The 15,904-nt window shown below is 73.7% G+C and carries 16 protein-coding genes; 13 read left to right on the top strand and 3 right to left on the bottom strand.

Annotated elements, in window-relative coordinates; all coding sequences use genetic code 11:
- Positions 1-17: 17 nt before the first annotated feature.
- Together LN652_RS20615 and LN652_RS20620 are read left to right on the top strand one after the other, a co-directional pair.
- Positions 18-368, top strand: coding sequence for a cytidine deaminase (locus tag LN652_RS20615; protein WP_230442450.1), 351 nt, complete (start codon positions 18-20; stop codon positions 366-368).
- 184 nt (positions 369-552) lie between these two features.
- The gene (locus tag LN652_RS20620) at positions 553-2,316 is read left to right on the top strand and encodes a sensor histidine kinase (RefSeq protein WP_230442451.1); all 1,764 of its coding nucleotides are present in this window, start codon (positions 553-555) and stop codon (positions 2,314-2,316) included.
- Here LN652_RS20620 and LN652_RS20625 read toward each other — a convergent pair.
- Entirely contained in the window at positions 2,238-2,825 is a 588-nt protein-coding gene (locus LN652_RS20625) for a response regulator (RefSeq protein ID WP_230442452.1), read from the bottom strand. The genes LN652_RS20620 and LN652_RS20625 overlap by 79 nt on opposite strands.
- Positions 2,826-3,071: 246 nt before the next feature.
- Between LN652_RS20625 and LN652_RS20630 the strand changes: the two genes are divergently transcribed.
- The 5 genes from LN652_RS20630 to LN652_RS20650 all read left to right on the top strand — a co-directional run bounded on the left by LN652_RS20630 (position 3,072) and on the right by LN652_RS20650 (position 8,153).
- Complete coding sequence (locus LN652_RS20630) at positions 3,072-4,433, top strand: FAD-binding oxidoreductase (protein ID WP_407941564.1); 1,362 nt, start codon at positions 3,072-3,074, stop codon at positions 4,431-4,433.
- The gene (locus tag LN652_RS20635) at positions 4,430-5,731 is read left to right on the top strand and encodes a class I SAM-dependent methyltransferase (RefSeq protein WP_230442454.1); all 1,302 of its coding nucleotides are present in this window, start codon (positions 4,430-4,432) and stop codon (positions 5,729-5,731) included. The genes LN652_RS20630 and LN652_RS20635 overlap by 4 nt, the downstream gene beginning before the upstream one ends.
- 20 nt (positions 5,732-5,751) lie before the next feature.
- Positions 5,752-6,528 (top strand): siderophore-interacting protein, encoded by a 777-nt coding sequence (locus LN652_RS20640; protein ID WP_230442455.1) that lies wholly within the window; start codon positions 5,752-5,754, stop codon positions 6,526-6,528.
- Complete coding sequence (gene era, locus LN652_RS20645; protein ID WP_230442456.1) at positions 6,521-7,627, top strand: GTPase Era; 1,107 nt, start codon at positions 6,521-6,523, stop codon at positions 7,625-7,627. Before LN652_RS20640 ends, era begins: the two co-directional genes overlap by 8 nt.
- A gap of 82 nt (positions 7,628-7,709) precedes the next feature.
- Complete coding sequence (locus LN652_RS20650) at positions 7,710-8,153, top strand: VOC family protein (protein ID WP_230442457.1); 444 nt, start codon at positions 7,710-7,712, stop codon at positions 8,151-8,153.
- A gap of 58 nt (positions 8,154-8,211) precedes the next feature.
- On the opposite strand, the gene LN652_RS20655 is transcribed toward LN652_RS20650, so the two are convergent.
- Both LN652_RS20655 and LN652_RS20660 read right to left on the bottom strand, forming a co-directional pair.
- A complete protein-coding gene (locus LN652_RS20655) occupies positions 8,212-9,036 on the bottom strand; it encodes a septum formation family protein (protein WP_230442458.1) in 825 nt (274 codons plus the stop codon).
- Positions 9,033-9,530: a flavodoxin family protein gene (locus LN652_RS20660; RefSeq protein ID WP_230442459.1), complete on the bottom strand. Its 498-nt coding sequence runs from the start codon at positions 9,528-9,530 to the stop codon at positions 9,033-9,035. The genes LN652_RS20655 and LN652_RS20660 overlap by 4 nt, the downstream gene beginning before the upstream one ends.
- A 35-nt stretch (positions 9,531-9,565) precedes the next feature.
- Between LN652_RS20660 and LN652_RS20665 the strand changes: the two genes are divergently transcribed.
- The 6 genes from LN652_RS20665 to LN652_RS20690 all read left to right on the top strand — a co-directional run bounded on the left by LN652_RS20665 (position 9,566) and on the right by LN652_RS20690 (position 15,891).
- The gene (locus LN652_RS20665) at positions 9,566-10,324 is read left to right on the top strand and encodes a class I SAM-dependent methyltransferase (protein ID WP_230442460.1); all 759 of its coding nucleotides are present in this window, start codon (positions 9,566-9,568) and stop codon (positions 10,322-10,324) included.
- A gap of 181 nt (positions 10,325-10,505) precedes the next feature.
- Positions 10,506-12,233: a 2-isopropylmalate synthase gene (gene leuA, locus LN652_RS20670; RefSeq protein WP_230442461.1), complete on the top strand. Its 1,728-nt coding sequence runs from the start codon at positions 10,506-10,508 to the stop codon at positions 12,231-12,233.
- Between the two features lie 68 nt (positions 12,234-12,301).
- Complete coding sequence (locus LN652_RS20675; protein ID WP_230442462.1) at positions 12,302-13,699, top strand: ferredoxin reductase family protein; 1,398 nt, start codon at positions 12,302-12,304, stop codon at positions 13,697-13,699.
- Between the two features lie 5 nt (positions 13,700-13,704).
- Complete coding sequence (locus LN652_RS20680) at positions 13,705-14,226, top strand: FMN-binding protein (protein WP_230442463.1); 522 nt, start codon at positions 13,705-13,707, stop codon at positions 14,224-14,226.
- The gene (locus tag LN652_RS20685) at positions 14,223-15,008 is read left to right on the top strand and encodes an FAD:protein FMN transferase (protein WP_230442464.1); all 786 of its coding nucleotides are present in this window, start codon (positions 14,223-14,225) and stop codon (positions 15,006-15,008) included. Before LN652_RS20680 ends, LN652_RS20685 begins: the two co-directional genes overlap by 4 nt.
- A gap of 19 nt (positions 15,009-15,027) precedes the next feature.
- Positions 15,028-15,891: an alpha/beta fold hydrolase gene (locus tag LN652_RS20690; protein WP_230442465.1), complete on the top strand. Its 864-nt coding sequence runs from the start codon at positions 15,028-15,030 to the stop codon at positions 15,889-15,891.
- Positions 15,892-15,904 lie beyond the last annotated feature (13 nt).

Raw genomic sequence — 15,904 nt, forward strand, 5'->3', positions numbered from 1 at the left:
TCACTAGGCTGGTCGGCATGGACGACGTGCAGGCCGACCTCTCCGCGGAGGACGCCAAGCTGGTGACCCTCGCCCGCGCCACGCGGGCCCGCGCCCGTGCCGCCGACGGTGCTGCGGTGCGCGACCTCGACGGGCGGACGTACGCCGCCGCGAGCGTCGCGCTGGAGCACCTGCGGCTCTCCGCGCTCGAGGTGTGCGTGGCGATGGCGGTCTCGTCGGGGTCCACCGGCCTCGAGGCCGCGGTCGTCCTGACCGAGGGCGACGCGGTCGACGTGGACGCGGCCCGCGACTTCGCCGGCCCGGACGTGCCGGTCCTCGTCGGCGGGCCGGACGGGCGTCTGCACACCCGCACCAGCACCGCGGGCTGACCACGGCCGCCTCGGAGCCGGGGCGGAGGGCGGGACGTTCGACTCGTGCTCCCGGGAGCCGTGAGTAGTCCGTCATCGGCCAGCGGGCCACCCAGCCGGGTCATCTCCGGCCGGACCCGCCCCGCCGCCCCGTGTGGCGACGTAGCCTCCCAGCTGCCGACGCGGTGAGGGGAGCGGGCGCAGCGTGAGCGAGGAGGCGGGGACGCGGATGCGTCCACGAGGTCGGGCGTGGGGCGACGAGGCCCAACGCGCGCTCCTGCACGCCGTCGCGGAGGAGGTGGTGCGTCGCTCGGGCTACCGGGTCGCCGCGATCGAGGCCCTGCGCCCGGACGGCAACCTCGAGTTCGTCGCCGTCGCCGGCAGCGCGGAGGCCCGTGCGCAGCTGCTGGGCCAGGCCGCTCCGTTGCGGCTCGACAGCATCGTCTCCTTCGGCATCCCGATCGACGGCTGGCTGCACATCCCCGAGGAGCGCGTCGACGAGGAGACCCGTGAGTGGATGGCGCAGTACGGCCACACTCCCGACGGGCCGGACAGCGACCTGGAGGGCGGCTGGCACACCGAGGACCGGATGGTGCGCCTGCTGAGGAATCCCGACGGCGACCTGCGCGCGACGCTCTACCTCGACGAGCCCCTGTCCGGGCTGCGCCCCACCCTCGCGTCGGTCACGGCCATGGACGCCGAGATCGAGGTGATGTTCGACGCGATCGTGGGCCTCGTGGAGCGCGAGCTCTACGGCGAGCACGTCCGGATGGTCACGCAGGCGCGGACCGCGCTGCGCGGCGTACGCCCCGGGCTCGGGGTGGGGGACTTCCTCCGCGAGATGTCCGACGCGATGGTCGCGGCGATGGAGGTGGACCACGTCGCCGTGCTGCTGGCGGGCTCCGCGGCCCCGGACCTCGAGCCCGACCTCCCCTTCATGGAGGGCGTGATGCGTCGGGTGTGGCTGGACCATGGCCACGTCATCGTCGAGCCGACGCAGACCTGGGGGATCTCCGGGACGGTTGTGCGCACCCACGCCCTGATGGTGTCCCTGATGGAGCGCCACGGCCTCGAGTCGTTGCTCCTCGTCCCGATCGGGATGGGTGAGGACTATCTCGGCACGCTCGGGATGGGACGCTCGTCCGAGGTCGACCGGTGGACCGCCTCCGAGATCCACGCCGCGAGCACGGTGGCCGCCGACCTCGCCACGATGATCCTCGACGCCCGGGTCGTCGAGCGCGAGCGCGAGCTCAACGCCGAGCTCCGGGCGCTCAGCGACTACCGCCACGACATGATCTTCACCCTCGCCCACGAGCTCCGGAACCCGGTCAGCGTGCTGTGGGCCAACCTCGAGCTGATCGAGGAGGACGGTCCCACGCCGGAGATGAGCGCCCCGCTGGCGGCCATCGAGCGGGCCGCGCGACGCGTCGAGAGCATGGTGGAGGACCTGATGGCCCTCGGCCGCGTCGAAGGGCTCCACCCGCAGTCACCGATCGAGGTCCCGCTCTCGGACATCGTGCTCGAGGCGGCCGCGTTCCTGTCCCCGATGGGGGCGCTGGACGGCGTCGGACTCGAGATGGACGTCGCCGACGGCCTGGTCGTCGAGGGCGAGCCCGCGGGTCTCCAGAGGCTGGTGACCAACCTGCTCTCCAACGCGTTCAAGTACACGCCGGGCGGCGGCACGGTGAGCGTGGCGCTGCAGCCCGCGGTGAGCGGTGGCGTCGACGGCGTCCGGCTCACCGTCGGTGACACCGGCATCGGGATCAGCGCCGACGAGGTGGCGCAGGTCTTCCACGCCTTCTTCCGGTCCCAGGACCCGGCCGCACGGCGCCGGCCCGGCACCGGCCTCGGGCTCGCGGTGGTCGACCGCGTCACCCGGCTGCACGACGGTCAGGTCGACGTCGCCTCCGTCCTCGGCGAGGGCACCACCTTCACCGTGTGGCTGCCGCTGCGGGCCCACCTGACGTAGGCGCACCCGGACGGTCCCGCACACCTCTGGGAAAGTCCCGCGCGGCAGCCGCGACCAGGCACCAGCCCGTCGCCGCACGGGGTGGCCGGGTCCAGCGCCGTGGCGCGGCCCGAGGTGGTGGCCGGGTCGGCGTCGGCGCCCTCACCGCGGCGCACGAGCTCCGTCACGAGCGCGCCGAGCGCGCCCAGCGGGAACGGCTTGGACAGGAAGGCCGTCGCGCCCGCGGCGAACGCCGTACGGGACGCCTCCCCGTCGCAGAACGCGGTGGCGATGACGACTGGGACGCCGGCCAGGTGCGGAACCGACCGCATCAGCGCACACATCTCCACGCCCGTCATGTGGGGCATGTTCCAGTCCAGCACGACCACGTCGAACGGATCGACCGCCAACATCGCGAGCGCCTCGCGTGGGTCGCAGGTGCTCCGCACCCGGTGCCCCAGGCGCTGCAGCTTGTACGCGACCACGTCGCAGATCTCGGGGTCGTCGTCGACCACCAGGACGTCACCCATCACACACCTCGCTCCTGCGCGCCGCCGAGCCGGTGCGATGACTAGTTGGGGCACCCGAGGTGTCGTCGACGGTAGGGCGCGGGCGTGCCTCGGCGGTACCCCGCGGGAGCGGCTCGGGACTCCTGCCCGACCAGGACGGGACCAATGGCCTGCCGGTCTGGGCCGGCGGCCGCCCCGCGGTCCGGGACCGGACGAACAACCCCCTCGCCGTCCGCCCCGCGAGTCGCTAGCGTGGCGACCGTGCGGATGCCGGTCGGGTGGGACGGACACGAGCGGGGCGTGGCGAGGCTGACGGAGTCGTTCGCCGCGCTGCCACCGGGTGCACCGGTGCGGCTCGCCAAGCGCACCAGCAACCTCTTCCGCGGCCGGGACCGGCAGGTCGCCGGCCTCGACGTCTCCGGGCTCACCGGCGTGATCGAGGTCGACGACGACGTCGCCGAGGTCCAGGGCATGTGCACCTACGAGGACCTCGTCGACGTGACGCTGGCCCACGGGCGGATCCCGCTCGTCGTGCCCCAGCTGCGGACGATCACCCTCGGGGGCGCGGTGACCGGGCTCGGCATCGAGTCGACGAGCTTCCGCAGCGGCCTGCCGCACGAGTCCGTCCTCGAGATGGACGTCGTCACCGGGTCGGGGGAGATCGTCACGACGAAGCCCGGCGACGAGCTCTTCGACGCGTTCCCGAACTCCTACGGGTCGCTCGGCTACGCCACCCGCCTGCGGATCGAGCTCGAGCGGGCGCCCGGCCACGTCGCCCTGGAGCACGTGCGGGTCGACGACCTCGACGAGCTCGCCGCGACGGTCGAGCAGGTCGTGGTGACGGGGGAGCACGGCGGCGAGCGGGTGGACGCGATCGACGGCACCGCCTTCGCGCCCGGCGAGGTCTACCTGACGCTCGCGCGCTGGCGCGACGGCCCGGCCCGTCGCCCGAGCGACTACGTCGGCCAGCAGGTCTACTACCGCTCGATCCAGCAGCGCCGCACCGACGAGCTGACCACCCACGACTACCTCTGGCGCTGGGACACCGACTGGTTCTGGTGCTCGCGCGCGTTCGGCGCCCAGCACCCGCTCGTACGCCGGGTGTGGCCACGGCGGCTGCGTCGCTCCGACGTCTACTGGAGGCTCGTCGCGCTCGACCGGCGGTTCCACGTCGGCGACCGGCTCGACCGCCGGGCGGGCCGGCCGCAGGGCGAGCGGGTGGTGCAGGACGTCGAGGTGCCGGTCGAGGCGCTGCCCGAGTTCCTGGCGTGGTTCGACCGCGAGGTCGGGATGCGTCCGGTGTGGCTGTGCCCGCTGCGGCTGCGCCGCCAGGAGGCCGGCCGGCCCTGGCCGACGTACCCGCTCACGTCGGGGCAGACCTACGTCAACGTCGGCTTCTGGGGCGTGGTCAACGTCGGGCCCGACGCCCCGCACGCCCCGCGCAACCGCGCGATCGAGGCCAAGGTGACCGAGCTGGGTGGTCACAAGAGCCTCTACTCCGAGGCGTTCTACGACCCGGAGACCTTCGACCGCCTCTACGGCGGTGAGCAGCTGGCGCGCGTCAAGGCGCGCTTCGACCCCGACGACCGGTTGACCGGTCTCTACGACAAGGTGGTGGGAGGACGATGAGCACGGCATCGAGGGTGGGCTCGGGCACGGCCCGGCGGATGGCCATCGGCGACGCGATGGAGCGTCTGGTGAGGGGCGGCCTGCCGGTGCGCTTCACGGCGTACGACGGCAGCAGCGCCGGTCCCCCCGACGCGGAGATCGGGCTCGACCTGCGCACCGAGCGCGGCCTGGCCTACCTGATGACCGCGCCCGGCGACCTCGGCATGGCGCGGGCCTACGTCAGCGGCGACCTCGACATCACCGGGGTGCACCCCGGGGACCCCTACGACGCCCTGGTGCTGCTCAAGGACCACACGAAGTTCCGCGTGCCGACGCCCGCGGAGGCGCTCCAGATCGCGCGCGGCCTCGGCTTCGCCCACCTGCGCCCGCCGCCGCCCCCGCCGCAGGAGCACCTGCCGCGCTGGCGCCGGGCCGTGGAGGGCCTGCGGCACTCGATGATGCGCGACGCCGAGGTCATCTCCCACCACTACGACGTGTCCAACCGCTTCTACGAGCTGGTGCTGGGCCCGTCGATGGCCTACACGTGCGCGCTCTACGAGGACCCCGCGGCGTCGCTCGAGGAAGCCCAGGCCGCGAAGTTCGACCTGGTCTGCCGCAAGCTCGCCCTCCAGCCCGGCCAGCGGCTGCTCGACGTCGGCTGCGGCTGGGGCACGATGGTGCGCCACGCCGCCCGGGACTACGGCGTGAAGGCCGTCGGCGTCACGCTGTCGCTCGAGCAGGCGCAGTGGGCCAAGGAGGCCATCGACCGCGAGGGCCTCGGCGACCTCGCCGAGGTGCGTCACCTCGACTACCGCGACGTCGCGGAGGCCGACTTCGACGCGGTCAGCTCGATCGGGCTGACCGAGCACATCGGCGTGCGCAACTACCCGTCGTACTTCTCCCACCTGCGCGACCGGCTCAAGCCCGGCGGCCGGCTGCTCAACCACTGCATCACCCGCAGCCACAACCGGCGCCAGGAGACCGGCGCGTTCATCGACCGCTACGTCTTCCCCGACGGCGAGCTGATCGGCTCCGGCACGATCATCGCCGCCGCCCAGGACCAGGGGCTGGAGGTGCAGCACAGCGAGAACCTGCGGCTGCACTACGCCGCCACCCTGCGCGACTGGAACCGCAACCTGACCGAGAACTGGGACGAGTGCGTCGCCGAGGTCGGCGAGGGCACCGCCCGGGTCTGGGGGCTCTACATCGCCGGTTCCCGGGTCGGGTTCGAGCGCGGCGAGGTCGAGCTCCACCAGGTGCTGGCCACGCGCAACCACGACGACGGCCGCTCCGACTTCCCGATGCGTCCCGACTGGTGAGTCGTCGGTAGCCTTCGCGGGTGAGCACCCGGGCAGCACAGTTCCAGGCCCGCGTCGCGCGACGCGAGCCCCTGACCGACCACCTGGTCCGGCTGGTGCTCGACGGACTCGACGGCTTCGCCAGCAGCGGCGTGCCGGACGAGTGGGTCGGCCTGGTCGTGCCGGGGCAGTTCCAGAGCCGCTACTACACGGTCCGGTCCTTCGCCGACGGCGCGCTGACCCTCGACGTCGTCGTGCACGACGTCGGGCTGGTCACCGAGTGGGCGATGCGCGACTGCGTGGGCGACACCGTGACCGTCACCGAGCCCAAGTCGTCGTTCGCCCCGCCGGCCGGCGCCGGCTGGCTGCTGCTCGTCGGCGACCTGACCGCGATGCCGGCGATGGCGCGGATCGCCGAGACCCGTCCCGACCTGCCCACGCGGGTGCTGGCCGAGGTGCCCGACGACCTCGCCGGCTACCTCCCCGACCACGTCGACACCACGTGGCTGGCGCCTCCGTCGTCGGGGCAGAGTGCGCTCGCCGAGGTCGTCGAGGGCATCGACTGGCCCGAGGGCGAGGGCTACTTCTGGATGGCGGGGGAGTCCGCGCAGATGCGCGCGATCCGCAAGCACCTGATGCGCAAGGTGAAGCTGCCGACCAGCCACTACGACGTGATGGGCTACTGGCGCGCCACCGCCGCACGCCAGCCCCGCGCGGTCGACCCCGGCCCCGTCTGGCGCGCGGGCAAGGCGGCAGGGAAGAGTGACGAGCAGATCTGGGCGGACTACGACGCGGCGCAGGAGGCGAACGATGGCTGAGCACGAGGAGCGGGACGACCCGCACGCCGACGAGGTGGTCGAGGACGACCTCGCCGACCTGGCCGACGCGGAGGACCCCGAGGACGACCCCGAGGACGGCGACGAGGACGACGACGAGGACGACCTCGACGAGGACTTCGACCTGTCGGGCGTCGCGCCGGCGGGTGCCTTCTACGAGACGCCCGAGGGCTTCCGCAGCGGCTTCGCGTCGTTCGTCGGCCGGCCCAACGCGGGCAAGTCGACCCTGACCAACGCCCTGGTCGGGCAGAAGATCGTCATCACCTCCTCCAAGCCGCAGACCACCCGCAACGTGGTGCGCGGCATCGTGCACCGCGACGACGCCCAGCTGATCCTGGTCGACACCCCCGGCCTGCACCGCCCGCGGACCCTGCTCGGCGAGCGGCTCAACGACCTGGTCCGCACGACGTGGGCCGAGGTCGACGTCGTCGCGGTCTGCTTCCCGGCGAACGAGAAGATCGGACCCGGTGACCGGTTCCTCGTCACCGAGCTCGCCAAGGTGCGGCGCACGGTCCGGATCGCGGTGGCCACCAAGACCGACCTGGTCACCCCGGAGCAGCTGGGCCAGCACCTCCTGGACATCCAGGCGCTGGGGCAGGAGACGTCGACGGAGTGGGCCGAGATCGTCCCGGTCTCGGCCGTCGCCGGCGACCAGGTCGACCTGCTCGCCGACCTGCTGGTCGCGCAGATGCCCGAGGGCCCGCCGCTCTACCCCGACGGCGACCTCACCGACGCCCCCGAGGAGGCGCTCGCCGCCGACCTGATCCGCGAGGCCGCGCTGGAGGGCGTGCGCGACGAGCTGCCGCACTCGATCGCGGTCGTCGTGGAGGAGATGGGCCTGCGCGAGGGCCGCCCCGCCGACAAGCCGCTGCTCGACATCGTCGCCAACCTCTACGTCGAGCGCGACTCCCAGAAGGGGATCATGATCGGCCACAAGGGCTCGCGGCTGCGCGCCGTCGGCACCGCCGCCCGGCACCAGATCGAGGCGCTGCTCGGCACCCCGGTCTACCTCGACCTCCAGGTCAAGATCGCCAAGGACTGGCAGCGCGACCCGCGCCAGCTGCGCAAGCTCGGGTTCTGACGACTGCCCGTCGGGCACACGTGTCCGAGGCCAGGAGACGGGATCCGGGTCGGATGTCCGACCCCCGTGCCAGTCTGGCCGGGTGCCCGTGAACTTCCAGCTCACCGTCGACTGCGCCGACCCCGACCTGCTCGCCCGCTTCTGGGCAGCGGCCCTCGACTACGTCCTCGCGCCCCCACCCGACGGTCACGAGTCGTGGGACGCGTTCTACCGGTCCGTGGGCGTCCCGGAGGAGGAGCTCGGGGGAGGAAACGACCGCATCGTCGATCCCCGGGGAGAGGGACCGATGCTGTGGTTCCAGGTGGTCCCGGAGACCAAGCAGGTGAAGAACCGGTTCCACCTCGACGTCAACGCCAGCGGTGGCAGGTCCCACCCGCTCGACGTGCGCCGCGAGCGCATCGACGCGGCGGTCGACCGCCTCGTCGACCTCGGCGCGACCCGCGTCCGGACGTCGTTCGACGGCGAGGCCGACCACTACGCCGTGGCCATGCTCGACCCCGAGGGCAACGAGTTCGACGTGTTCTGAGCGAAAGCCGGGCGGCCGGCCTCGTGACGGGACTTCGTCCCTCCTCCACCAGCGAAGGTCAGGCCGGCACCCAGCAGATCCCGTAGCGCCGACCGGCCGCCCACTGCTCGGCGGTCGGGCTCTCCTGCGACCACGTGAGGTCGAGCGGATCGCCGGAGCGGGCGCGGGCGGCGTCGCGGCAGGGCGCCTCCATCCGGTCGGCGATCGCTGCCTCCGCCGGGAGCCTCGCGCCGGGGAGGTCGACGGTCGCGACCGCGACCCACGCGTGCCGGGACCCGCAGGTCACGCGCCGGAAGGCGCGGGTGCCGGGCTCGGCGGTGGCGCACATCGCGGTGCCCGGGGCGTCGGACCAGCCCTTCGTCGTGCGGGGGAGCCGCAGGAGCACGCGCGGTGCGGCGACCACCACGACGTCGCAGCGGAACCAGTCGGCACCGGCGGCCGCCCGTGCGGGGCTCGGGGTGAACCACACCGCCTGCGCCATGCTGAGCCGCAGGTCGCGCGGGTCGCGCCCGAGGTGGCGCGGCAGGCGGGCCGTGCACGCCCGGCGGGCCTGGGCCTGCGCGGCGCGGGAGTCCGGGCGGCGGGTGTGGCCGGCCTTGGTGTCCAGGTCGAGGCGGCCCACGAAGTAGGTCTGGGCCGTGTGCGGGCGACGGCACGGGACGGGGGCGGTCCGTCCCGCCACGGTCACCGCCTGGCGGAAGGTGAGGGCGTGGCACTCGCCCACGCGGGGCCGGGGACCGGGATCGGGCGGCGGCGCCGTCGAGGTGGTCGCCGGCGACGGCGACGGGGAGTCGGCGGCCGGTTCGGGGTCACCCAAGGTGCAGCCGGTGACCAGCACGACGAGCGCCAGCGAGGCGACCAGCGCCCGCAGCACGCCGCTCACGCCCCGGGCTCCGGCTCGAGCAGGGCGGCGAGGGTGCCGCCCAGCTCGTGGGCCTGCTCCCGCTCCGCGGGACCGACCTCGCCCAGCACCTCCAGCACGGGCGCGGCCTGCCGCCACGGCAGCGCGCCGACGATCGACTGCACCGACCGCACCGCCCCGGCGGTGTCGTAGCGCCCGTGGACGTAGAGCCCGTACGGCTTGCGCCCGCCGGACGCGGTCGCGGCCGCACCGTTGTCGGCCAGCGCGCCCCCGACCCGGAGGAAGACGGTGTCGAAGAAGTGCTTGAGCGCTCCGCTCATGTAGCCGAAGTTGGCCGGCGTCCCGAGGAGGTAGCCGTCGGCCGCCAGCACGTCGTCGGCGCCGGCATCCAGGGCGGGTCGCACCACCACGTCGACCCCGGCGAGCGCGTCGTCCGACGCGCCCCCGACGACGGCCTCGGTGAGGGCGGCGACGGACGCGGTCGGGGAGTGGTGGACCACCAACAACGTGGGCATGACGAGAGCCTACGAGGGGAGTAGCGTCGACCGTCGTGGGATTCGACGTGGCGGGTGAGGCGTACGACCGGTTCATGGGCCGGTACTCGCGGCCGCTCGCGGAGCGCTTCGCCGACTTCCTCGGCGTCGAGCCCGGCCAGCACGCACTCGACGTCGGCTGCGGCCCCGGCGCGCTGACCGAGCCGCTCGTCGCCCGGCTCGGCGCCACGCACGTCGCGGCCATCGACCCCTCGGAGCCGTTCCTGGCGGCCTGCCGGGCCCGCTTCCCGGGCGTCGACGTCCGGCTCGGGACGGCGGAGTCGCTGCCCTTCGACGACGGCGTCCACGACGTCGCCGCGGCCTGCCTGGTGGTGCACTTCATGGACGACCCGGTCGGCGGGCTCGCCGAGATGGCGCGCGTGACCCGCCCGGACGGGACCGTCGGGGCGACCGTGTGGGACCTCGCCGCCAACCGCGCGCCGATGCGCCCGATCTGGGAGGCGATGGCCGAGATCGCCCCCGACCACCCCGGCGAGCGCGACTTCCAGGGCGGCTCGCGCGCGAGCCTGGTGGCCGTCCTCGAGGACGCCGGCGTGCGGCACGTGGAGTCGGAGGAGCTGTCGGTGACCGTCACCCACCCGACGTTCGAGGAGTGGTGGGAGCCCCACCTCCACGGCGTCGGCCCGGTGGGCGACGCCCTCGCCGCACTCGGCGCCGACGGCCGCGAACGCCTCGAGGCGGCGCTGCGGCGCAACCTGGGTCCCGGACCGTTCGAGCTGACCGCGGTGGCCTACGCCGCCCGCGGCCGCGCCTGACCGGGCTCCGTCCGGGGTTCGGACATCGCGGTGCACCGCGCGCGAGGGCGGCGTACGCTGGCACCGTCATGATGCGCAGCCTCCTCCTTCGCTGCCGCAGCGAGGCCTAGAAACCGGCCCCCTCGTTGCGGAGTGTGGCGCGCGCCGGTCGCCCAGCACCGACCGACCCCCGAGGGACACCATGACCAACCTGAGCAACACCGCCAACAGCCAGGGCGCGAGCCCGATGCCGTTCGGCCGCTACACGCCGTTCGTGCCCGTCGACGTGCCGGACCGCACGTGGCCGACGAAGAAGGTCGAGAAGGCGCCGCGCTGGCTGTCCACCGACCTGCGCGACGGCAACCAGGCGCTCATCGACCCGATGACGCCGGCCCGCAAGCTCACCATGTTCGAGCTGCTCGTCTCGATGGGCTACAAGGAGATCGAGGTCGGCTTCCCGAGCGCCAGCCAGACCGACTTCGACTTCGTGCGCAAGCTCGTCGAGGAGGACCGGATCCCCGACGACGTGCAGATCTCGGTGCTGACCCAGGCCCGTGAGGACCTCATCGAGCGCACGGTCGACTCGCTGGTCGGCGCGCCCCGCGCGACCGTCCACCTCTACAACGCCACCGCGCCGCTGTTCCAGCGCGTGGTCTTCCACGTCACCCCGGACGAGTGCCGCAACATCGCCGTGCGCGGCACCGAGATGGTGATGAAGTACGCCGAGGAGCGGCTCGGGGCGATCGTCGGGACCGAGGACTTCGGCTACCAGTACAGCCCCGAGATCTTCACGCAGTCCGACACCGACTTCGCGCTCAGCGTCTGCGAGGCCGTCTCCGACGTGTGGCAGCCGGAGGCCGGCCGCGAGATCATCCTCAACCTGCCGGCGACGGTCGAGATGTCGACCCCGAACACCTACGCCGACCAGATCGAGTACTTCGGCCGCGGCCTCACCCGGCGCGAGCACTCCGCGATCAGCCTGCACCCCCACAACGACCGCGGCACCGCCGTCGCCGCGACCGAGCTCGCGCTGATGGCCGGCGCGGACCGCGTCGAGGGCTGCCTGTTCGGCCACGGCGAGCGCACCGGCAACGTCGACCTGGTCACGCTGGGCATGAACCTGTTCAGCCAGGGCATCGACCCGCAGGTCGACTTCAGCGACATCGACGAGGTGCGCCGCACCGTGGAGTACTGCACCGGCCTGCCGGTCCACCCGCGCCACCCCTACGCCGGCGACCTCGTCTACACGGCGTTCTCCGGCTCCCACCAGGACGCCATCAAGAAGGGCCTGGAGGACCTCGAGCGGCGCGCGGCCGACCAGGGCATCGACGTGCGCGACATCGCCTGGGAGGCCCCCTACCTGCCGATCGACCCCAAGGACGTCGGCCGCACGTACGAGGCCGTCATCCGGGTCAACAGCCAGTCCGGCAAGGGCGGCGTGGCCTACGTGCTGAAGTCCGAGCACAAGCTCGACCTGCCGCGCCGCGCGCAGATCGAGTTCAGCAGGGTCGTGCAGCAGCACACCGACACCGAGGGCGGCGAGATCACGCCCGAGGAGATCTGGTCGGTCTTCCGTGCCGAGTACCTCGACCGCGAGGTGCCGCTCCAGCTCGACTCCGTGCACACCTCCAGCGCCGCGGGGGAGAAGGACCAGCTGACCGTCGGCGTCCACGTCGACGGCGAGCGGCGCGAGCTCACCGGGGAGGGCAACGGACCGATCGCGGCGTTCGTCGACGCCATCGCCGAGGTGGGCCACGACGTGCGGGTCCTCGACTACGCCGAGCACGCGCTGTCGGCCGGTGGCGACGCGATCGCGGCCGCCTACGTCGAGTGCGCGGTGGGCGACAAGGTGGTGTGGGGCGTCGGCCTCGACGCCAACATCGTCACCGCCTCCCTCAAGGCCGTCGTCAGCGCCGTCAACCGCGCCTGACGACAGCTCGTACCCGCCTCAGGGCTCCCTCACAGCAGGCGCACAGGAGGCGGGCCGAACCTGAGGGCATGACAACCCTCGACGCCGCCCGGGTCCCGCACCCGGCCCCCGTGCGGGCCACCCGGGCGCATGCCGACCGGCTGGTGCGGACCGCGTCCACGGCGCTGCTCGGATGCGCCCTCCTGCTCGTGACCACCTGGTGGGCCTCCGACGGCGGGGTCACGGCGCTCGGTGCCTGGTCGACCGCGCTCACGTCGGTGGGCCAGTGGACCGGGCTCGTGGCGTCCGTCCTCCTGCTGGTCCAGGTGCTGCTGATGGCGCGCCTGCCGCTGCTGGAGGCGTCGTGGGGCCAGGACCGGCTGGTGCACCTGCACCGCTGGGTCGGGTTCTCCTCCTTCACCCTGATGCTCGCGCACATCGTGCTCGTCACCTGGGGCTACGCCGCCGGCCGGCTCCTCGAGACGCCCGGCATGCTGTGGCAGCTGGTGGTGGACAGCCCCGGGATGCTGCTGGCGGCCGCCGGCACCGTCGCGCTGGTGATGGTGGTCGTCACCAGCCTGCGCGCCGCCCGCCGCCGGCTGCGCTACGAGTCGTGGCACCTGATGCACCTCTACGCCTACCTCGGCGTCGGCCTGGCCCTGCCGCACCAGCTGTGGACCGGCGCCAGCTTCACCTCCTCACCCGGCCGTACGCTCTTCTGGTGGTCCGCATGGGGGACCACCGCCGCGGCGGTGCTGGTGTGGCGGGTGCTGCTGCCGCTGGTCCGCACGCTGCGCCACGAGCTCGTCGTCGCCGGGGTGGTCCACGAGGCGCCGGACGTGGTCACGGTGCACCTCACCGGGCGCCACCTGCACCGGATGCGGGTCTCGCCGGGGCAGTACTTCAACTGGCGCTTCCTCGACCGCGAGGGCTGGACCCGCGCCAACCCGTACTCGATCTCCGCGGCGCCCGACGGCCGCCACCTCCGGGTCACCATCAAGCACGCCGGCGACGGCAGCAGCGCGGCCTCGCGCCTGGTGCCCGGCAGCAGGGTGGCCGTCGAGGGCCCGTACGGCCGCCTCACGCCGCGGGTGCGGACCCGCCGCAAGGTCGCGCTCATCGGCGCCGGCGTCGGCATCACGCCGCTTCGCTCGCTGGCGGAGGGGATGGACTACGGGCCGGGCGAGGCGGTGCTGCTGCACCGCTGGACCAGCGAGCCGCTGTTCGCCGGCGAGCTGGCCCACCTCGCCGCCACCCGCGGGCTGCAGGTCGTCGACCTCCCCGGACGCCGCCGGCACCCCGAGTCGTGGCTCGGCGACGCACCCCTCGTCGACGACACGACGCTGCTGCACGGCTGGGTGCCCGACCTCGCCGAGCGCGACGTGTGGGTCTGCGGCCCGGCCCCGTGGGCCGACGCCGTGCGGCGCAGCTGCCTAGCGCTGGGCGTCCCCGCCCGGCGCATCCACGTCGAGAGCTTCGGGTGGTGAACGGGATGGGACGCATCATCGCCTGGGCCTCGACCACCGTCACGATGCTGGTGCTGCTCTTCGGCTACCACACCTCGACCTCCTCGACCGTCGCCGGACAGGTCGCCGACACCGTCATCTCCTCCGGAACCGTCGCGGGGTCGGGCTCCGGCAGCGGCGCGACCACCTCGGGCGGGACGTCCGGCTCCTCGGGCTCGTCGAGCGCCGGCTCGTCGGGCTCCGGCTCGTCGGGCTCCGGTTCGTCCGGCTCGGCCAGCCAGGTCACCGGCGACACCGTCCAGACCCGCTACGGCCCGGTGCAGGTGCAGCTGTCCGTCAACGGCGGCACGATCGACAGCGTGTCGGTCCTGCAGTACCCCTCGGGCGACCCGCGCAGCTCCCAGATCAGCACCTACGCGCTCCCGGTCCTCGCCGACGAGACCGTCTCCGCGCAGAGCGCCTCGATCGACATGGTCAGCGGCGCCACCTTCACCAGCGCCGGCTACGTCCAGTCGCTGCAGAGCGCGCTCGACCAGGCGGGGCTGTGAGCACCGTGGCCGCGGCCCCTCCGCGGACGACCCGGCAGGTGGCCCACGTGATGGGCATGCCGATCAGCCTCGCCCTGCGCGGCCGGCACGCCACGACCGCGGCGGGCGAGCGGGCCTGGCTCGAGGCCGTGGCGACGCTCCGCGACGTCGACCGGGTGTTCTCCACCTACCGGGCCGACTCCCACGTGAGCCGGCTCGGGCGCGGCGAGATCGGGCTCGCCGAGTGCCCCCCGGAGGTCGCCGAGGTGCTGGCGATCGGTGAGGTCGCCCGGATCCAGTCCGGCGGGGCGTTCGACGTGCGACGCCCGCTGCCCGACGGCCGGACGGTGCTCGACCCGAGCGGCGTGGTGAAGGGCTGGGCCGTCGAGCGCGCGGTCCGCGCCCTGCTGGCCCTCGACGACACCGACGTGTGCCTCTCGGCGGGCGGCGACATGGTCTGCCACGTCGCGGACCCCGACCGCGACCCCTGGCTGGTCGGCATCGAGGACCCGCACGACCCGACCCGCGTCCTGGCGCGGGTGCCGGTCCGGCACGGCGCCGTGGCCACCTCGGGCACCGCGCACCGCGGCGAGCACATCGTCGACGCCCGCACCGGTGCCACCGCGACCGGCGTGGCGCAGGTGACCGTGGTGGGCGCCGACCTCACCTGGACCGACGTCGACGCCACCGCGGCCTACGCCCTCGGGCCGGGTGCGCTGGCGTGGCTCGCCACCCGCACCGGGCGGGCGGGACTCGTGGTGTGGGACGACGGCCGCTGCGAGACGTTCGGACGCGCGGGCTGAGGAGGGCTAGATTCGGTCCATGCTGGTGAGCGAGCGGATCGGGCAGTTCTTCGTCGAGTCCGACGGCGGTCGCGACCGGCTCGAGTACACGGAGTACGGCTCCGGCGACCAGTGGGTGGTGCTGCTCCACGGCCTGCTGATGCCGCGCCGGATGCAGCAGCCGCTGGCGCGGGCGATGGCCGCCCGGGGGCTCCACGTCGTCACCCTCGACCTGCTCGGCCACGGTCGCTCCGACCAGCCGGGCGACCCGCTGGTCTACTCGATGACGGCGTTCGGCGAGCAGGTGGTGGCGCTGCTCGACCACCTCGGGGCCGAGCAGGCCGTGGTGGGCGGCACGTCGCTCGGCGCCAACGTCGCGCTCGAGGTGGCGGTGATCGCCCCGGAGCGGGTCAGGGGCCTGGTCGTCGAGATGCCGGTCCTCGACAACGCGCTGGTCGCGGGGATCGTCGCGTTCGTGCCGATCATGTTCGCGGCCCGCTACCTGCCGTTCACGGCCAACGCGCTCCAGCGTGCGGCCCGGTCGGTGCCGCGCGGCCTGGTGCCGTTCTGGGTCGGGGTCGCGCTCGACACCGTGGACCACCGCGCCGAGACCACCGCCGCGATGCTGCACGGGGTGATCTTCGGCCGGGTCGCGCCGTCCTCGCGCCAGCGGCGCCGGATCCAGGCGCCGACGCTCGTCGTCGGTCACCCGGTCGACCCGATCCACCCCTTCGTCGACGCCGACATGCTGGCCGTGGAGCTGCCGCACGTGCGGATGGAGCGCGCCACGTCGATCCTCGAGTGGCGCTTCCGCCCCGAGCGGCTCACCGCTGCCGCCACCGACTTCGCCGCGGAGTGCTGGAGCGCGCGGGTCGCCGGCACCGCGCGCGGCCGGAAACGCTGACCCGCGCAGCCCG

The sequence above is a fragment of the Nocardioides okcheonensis genome (assembly GCF_020991065.1).
GTDB lineage: Bacteria > Actinomycetota > Actinomycetes > Propionibacteriales > Nocardioidaceae > Nocardioides > Nocardioides okcheonensis.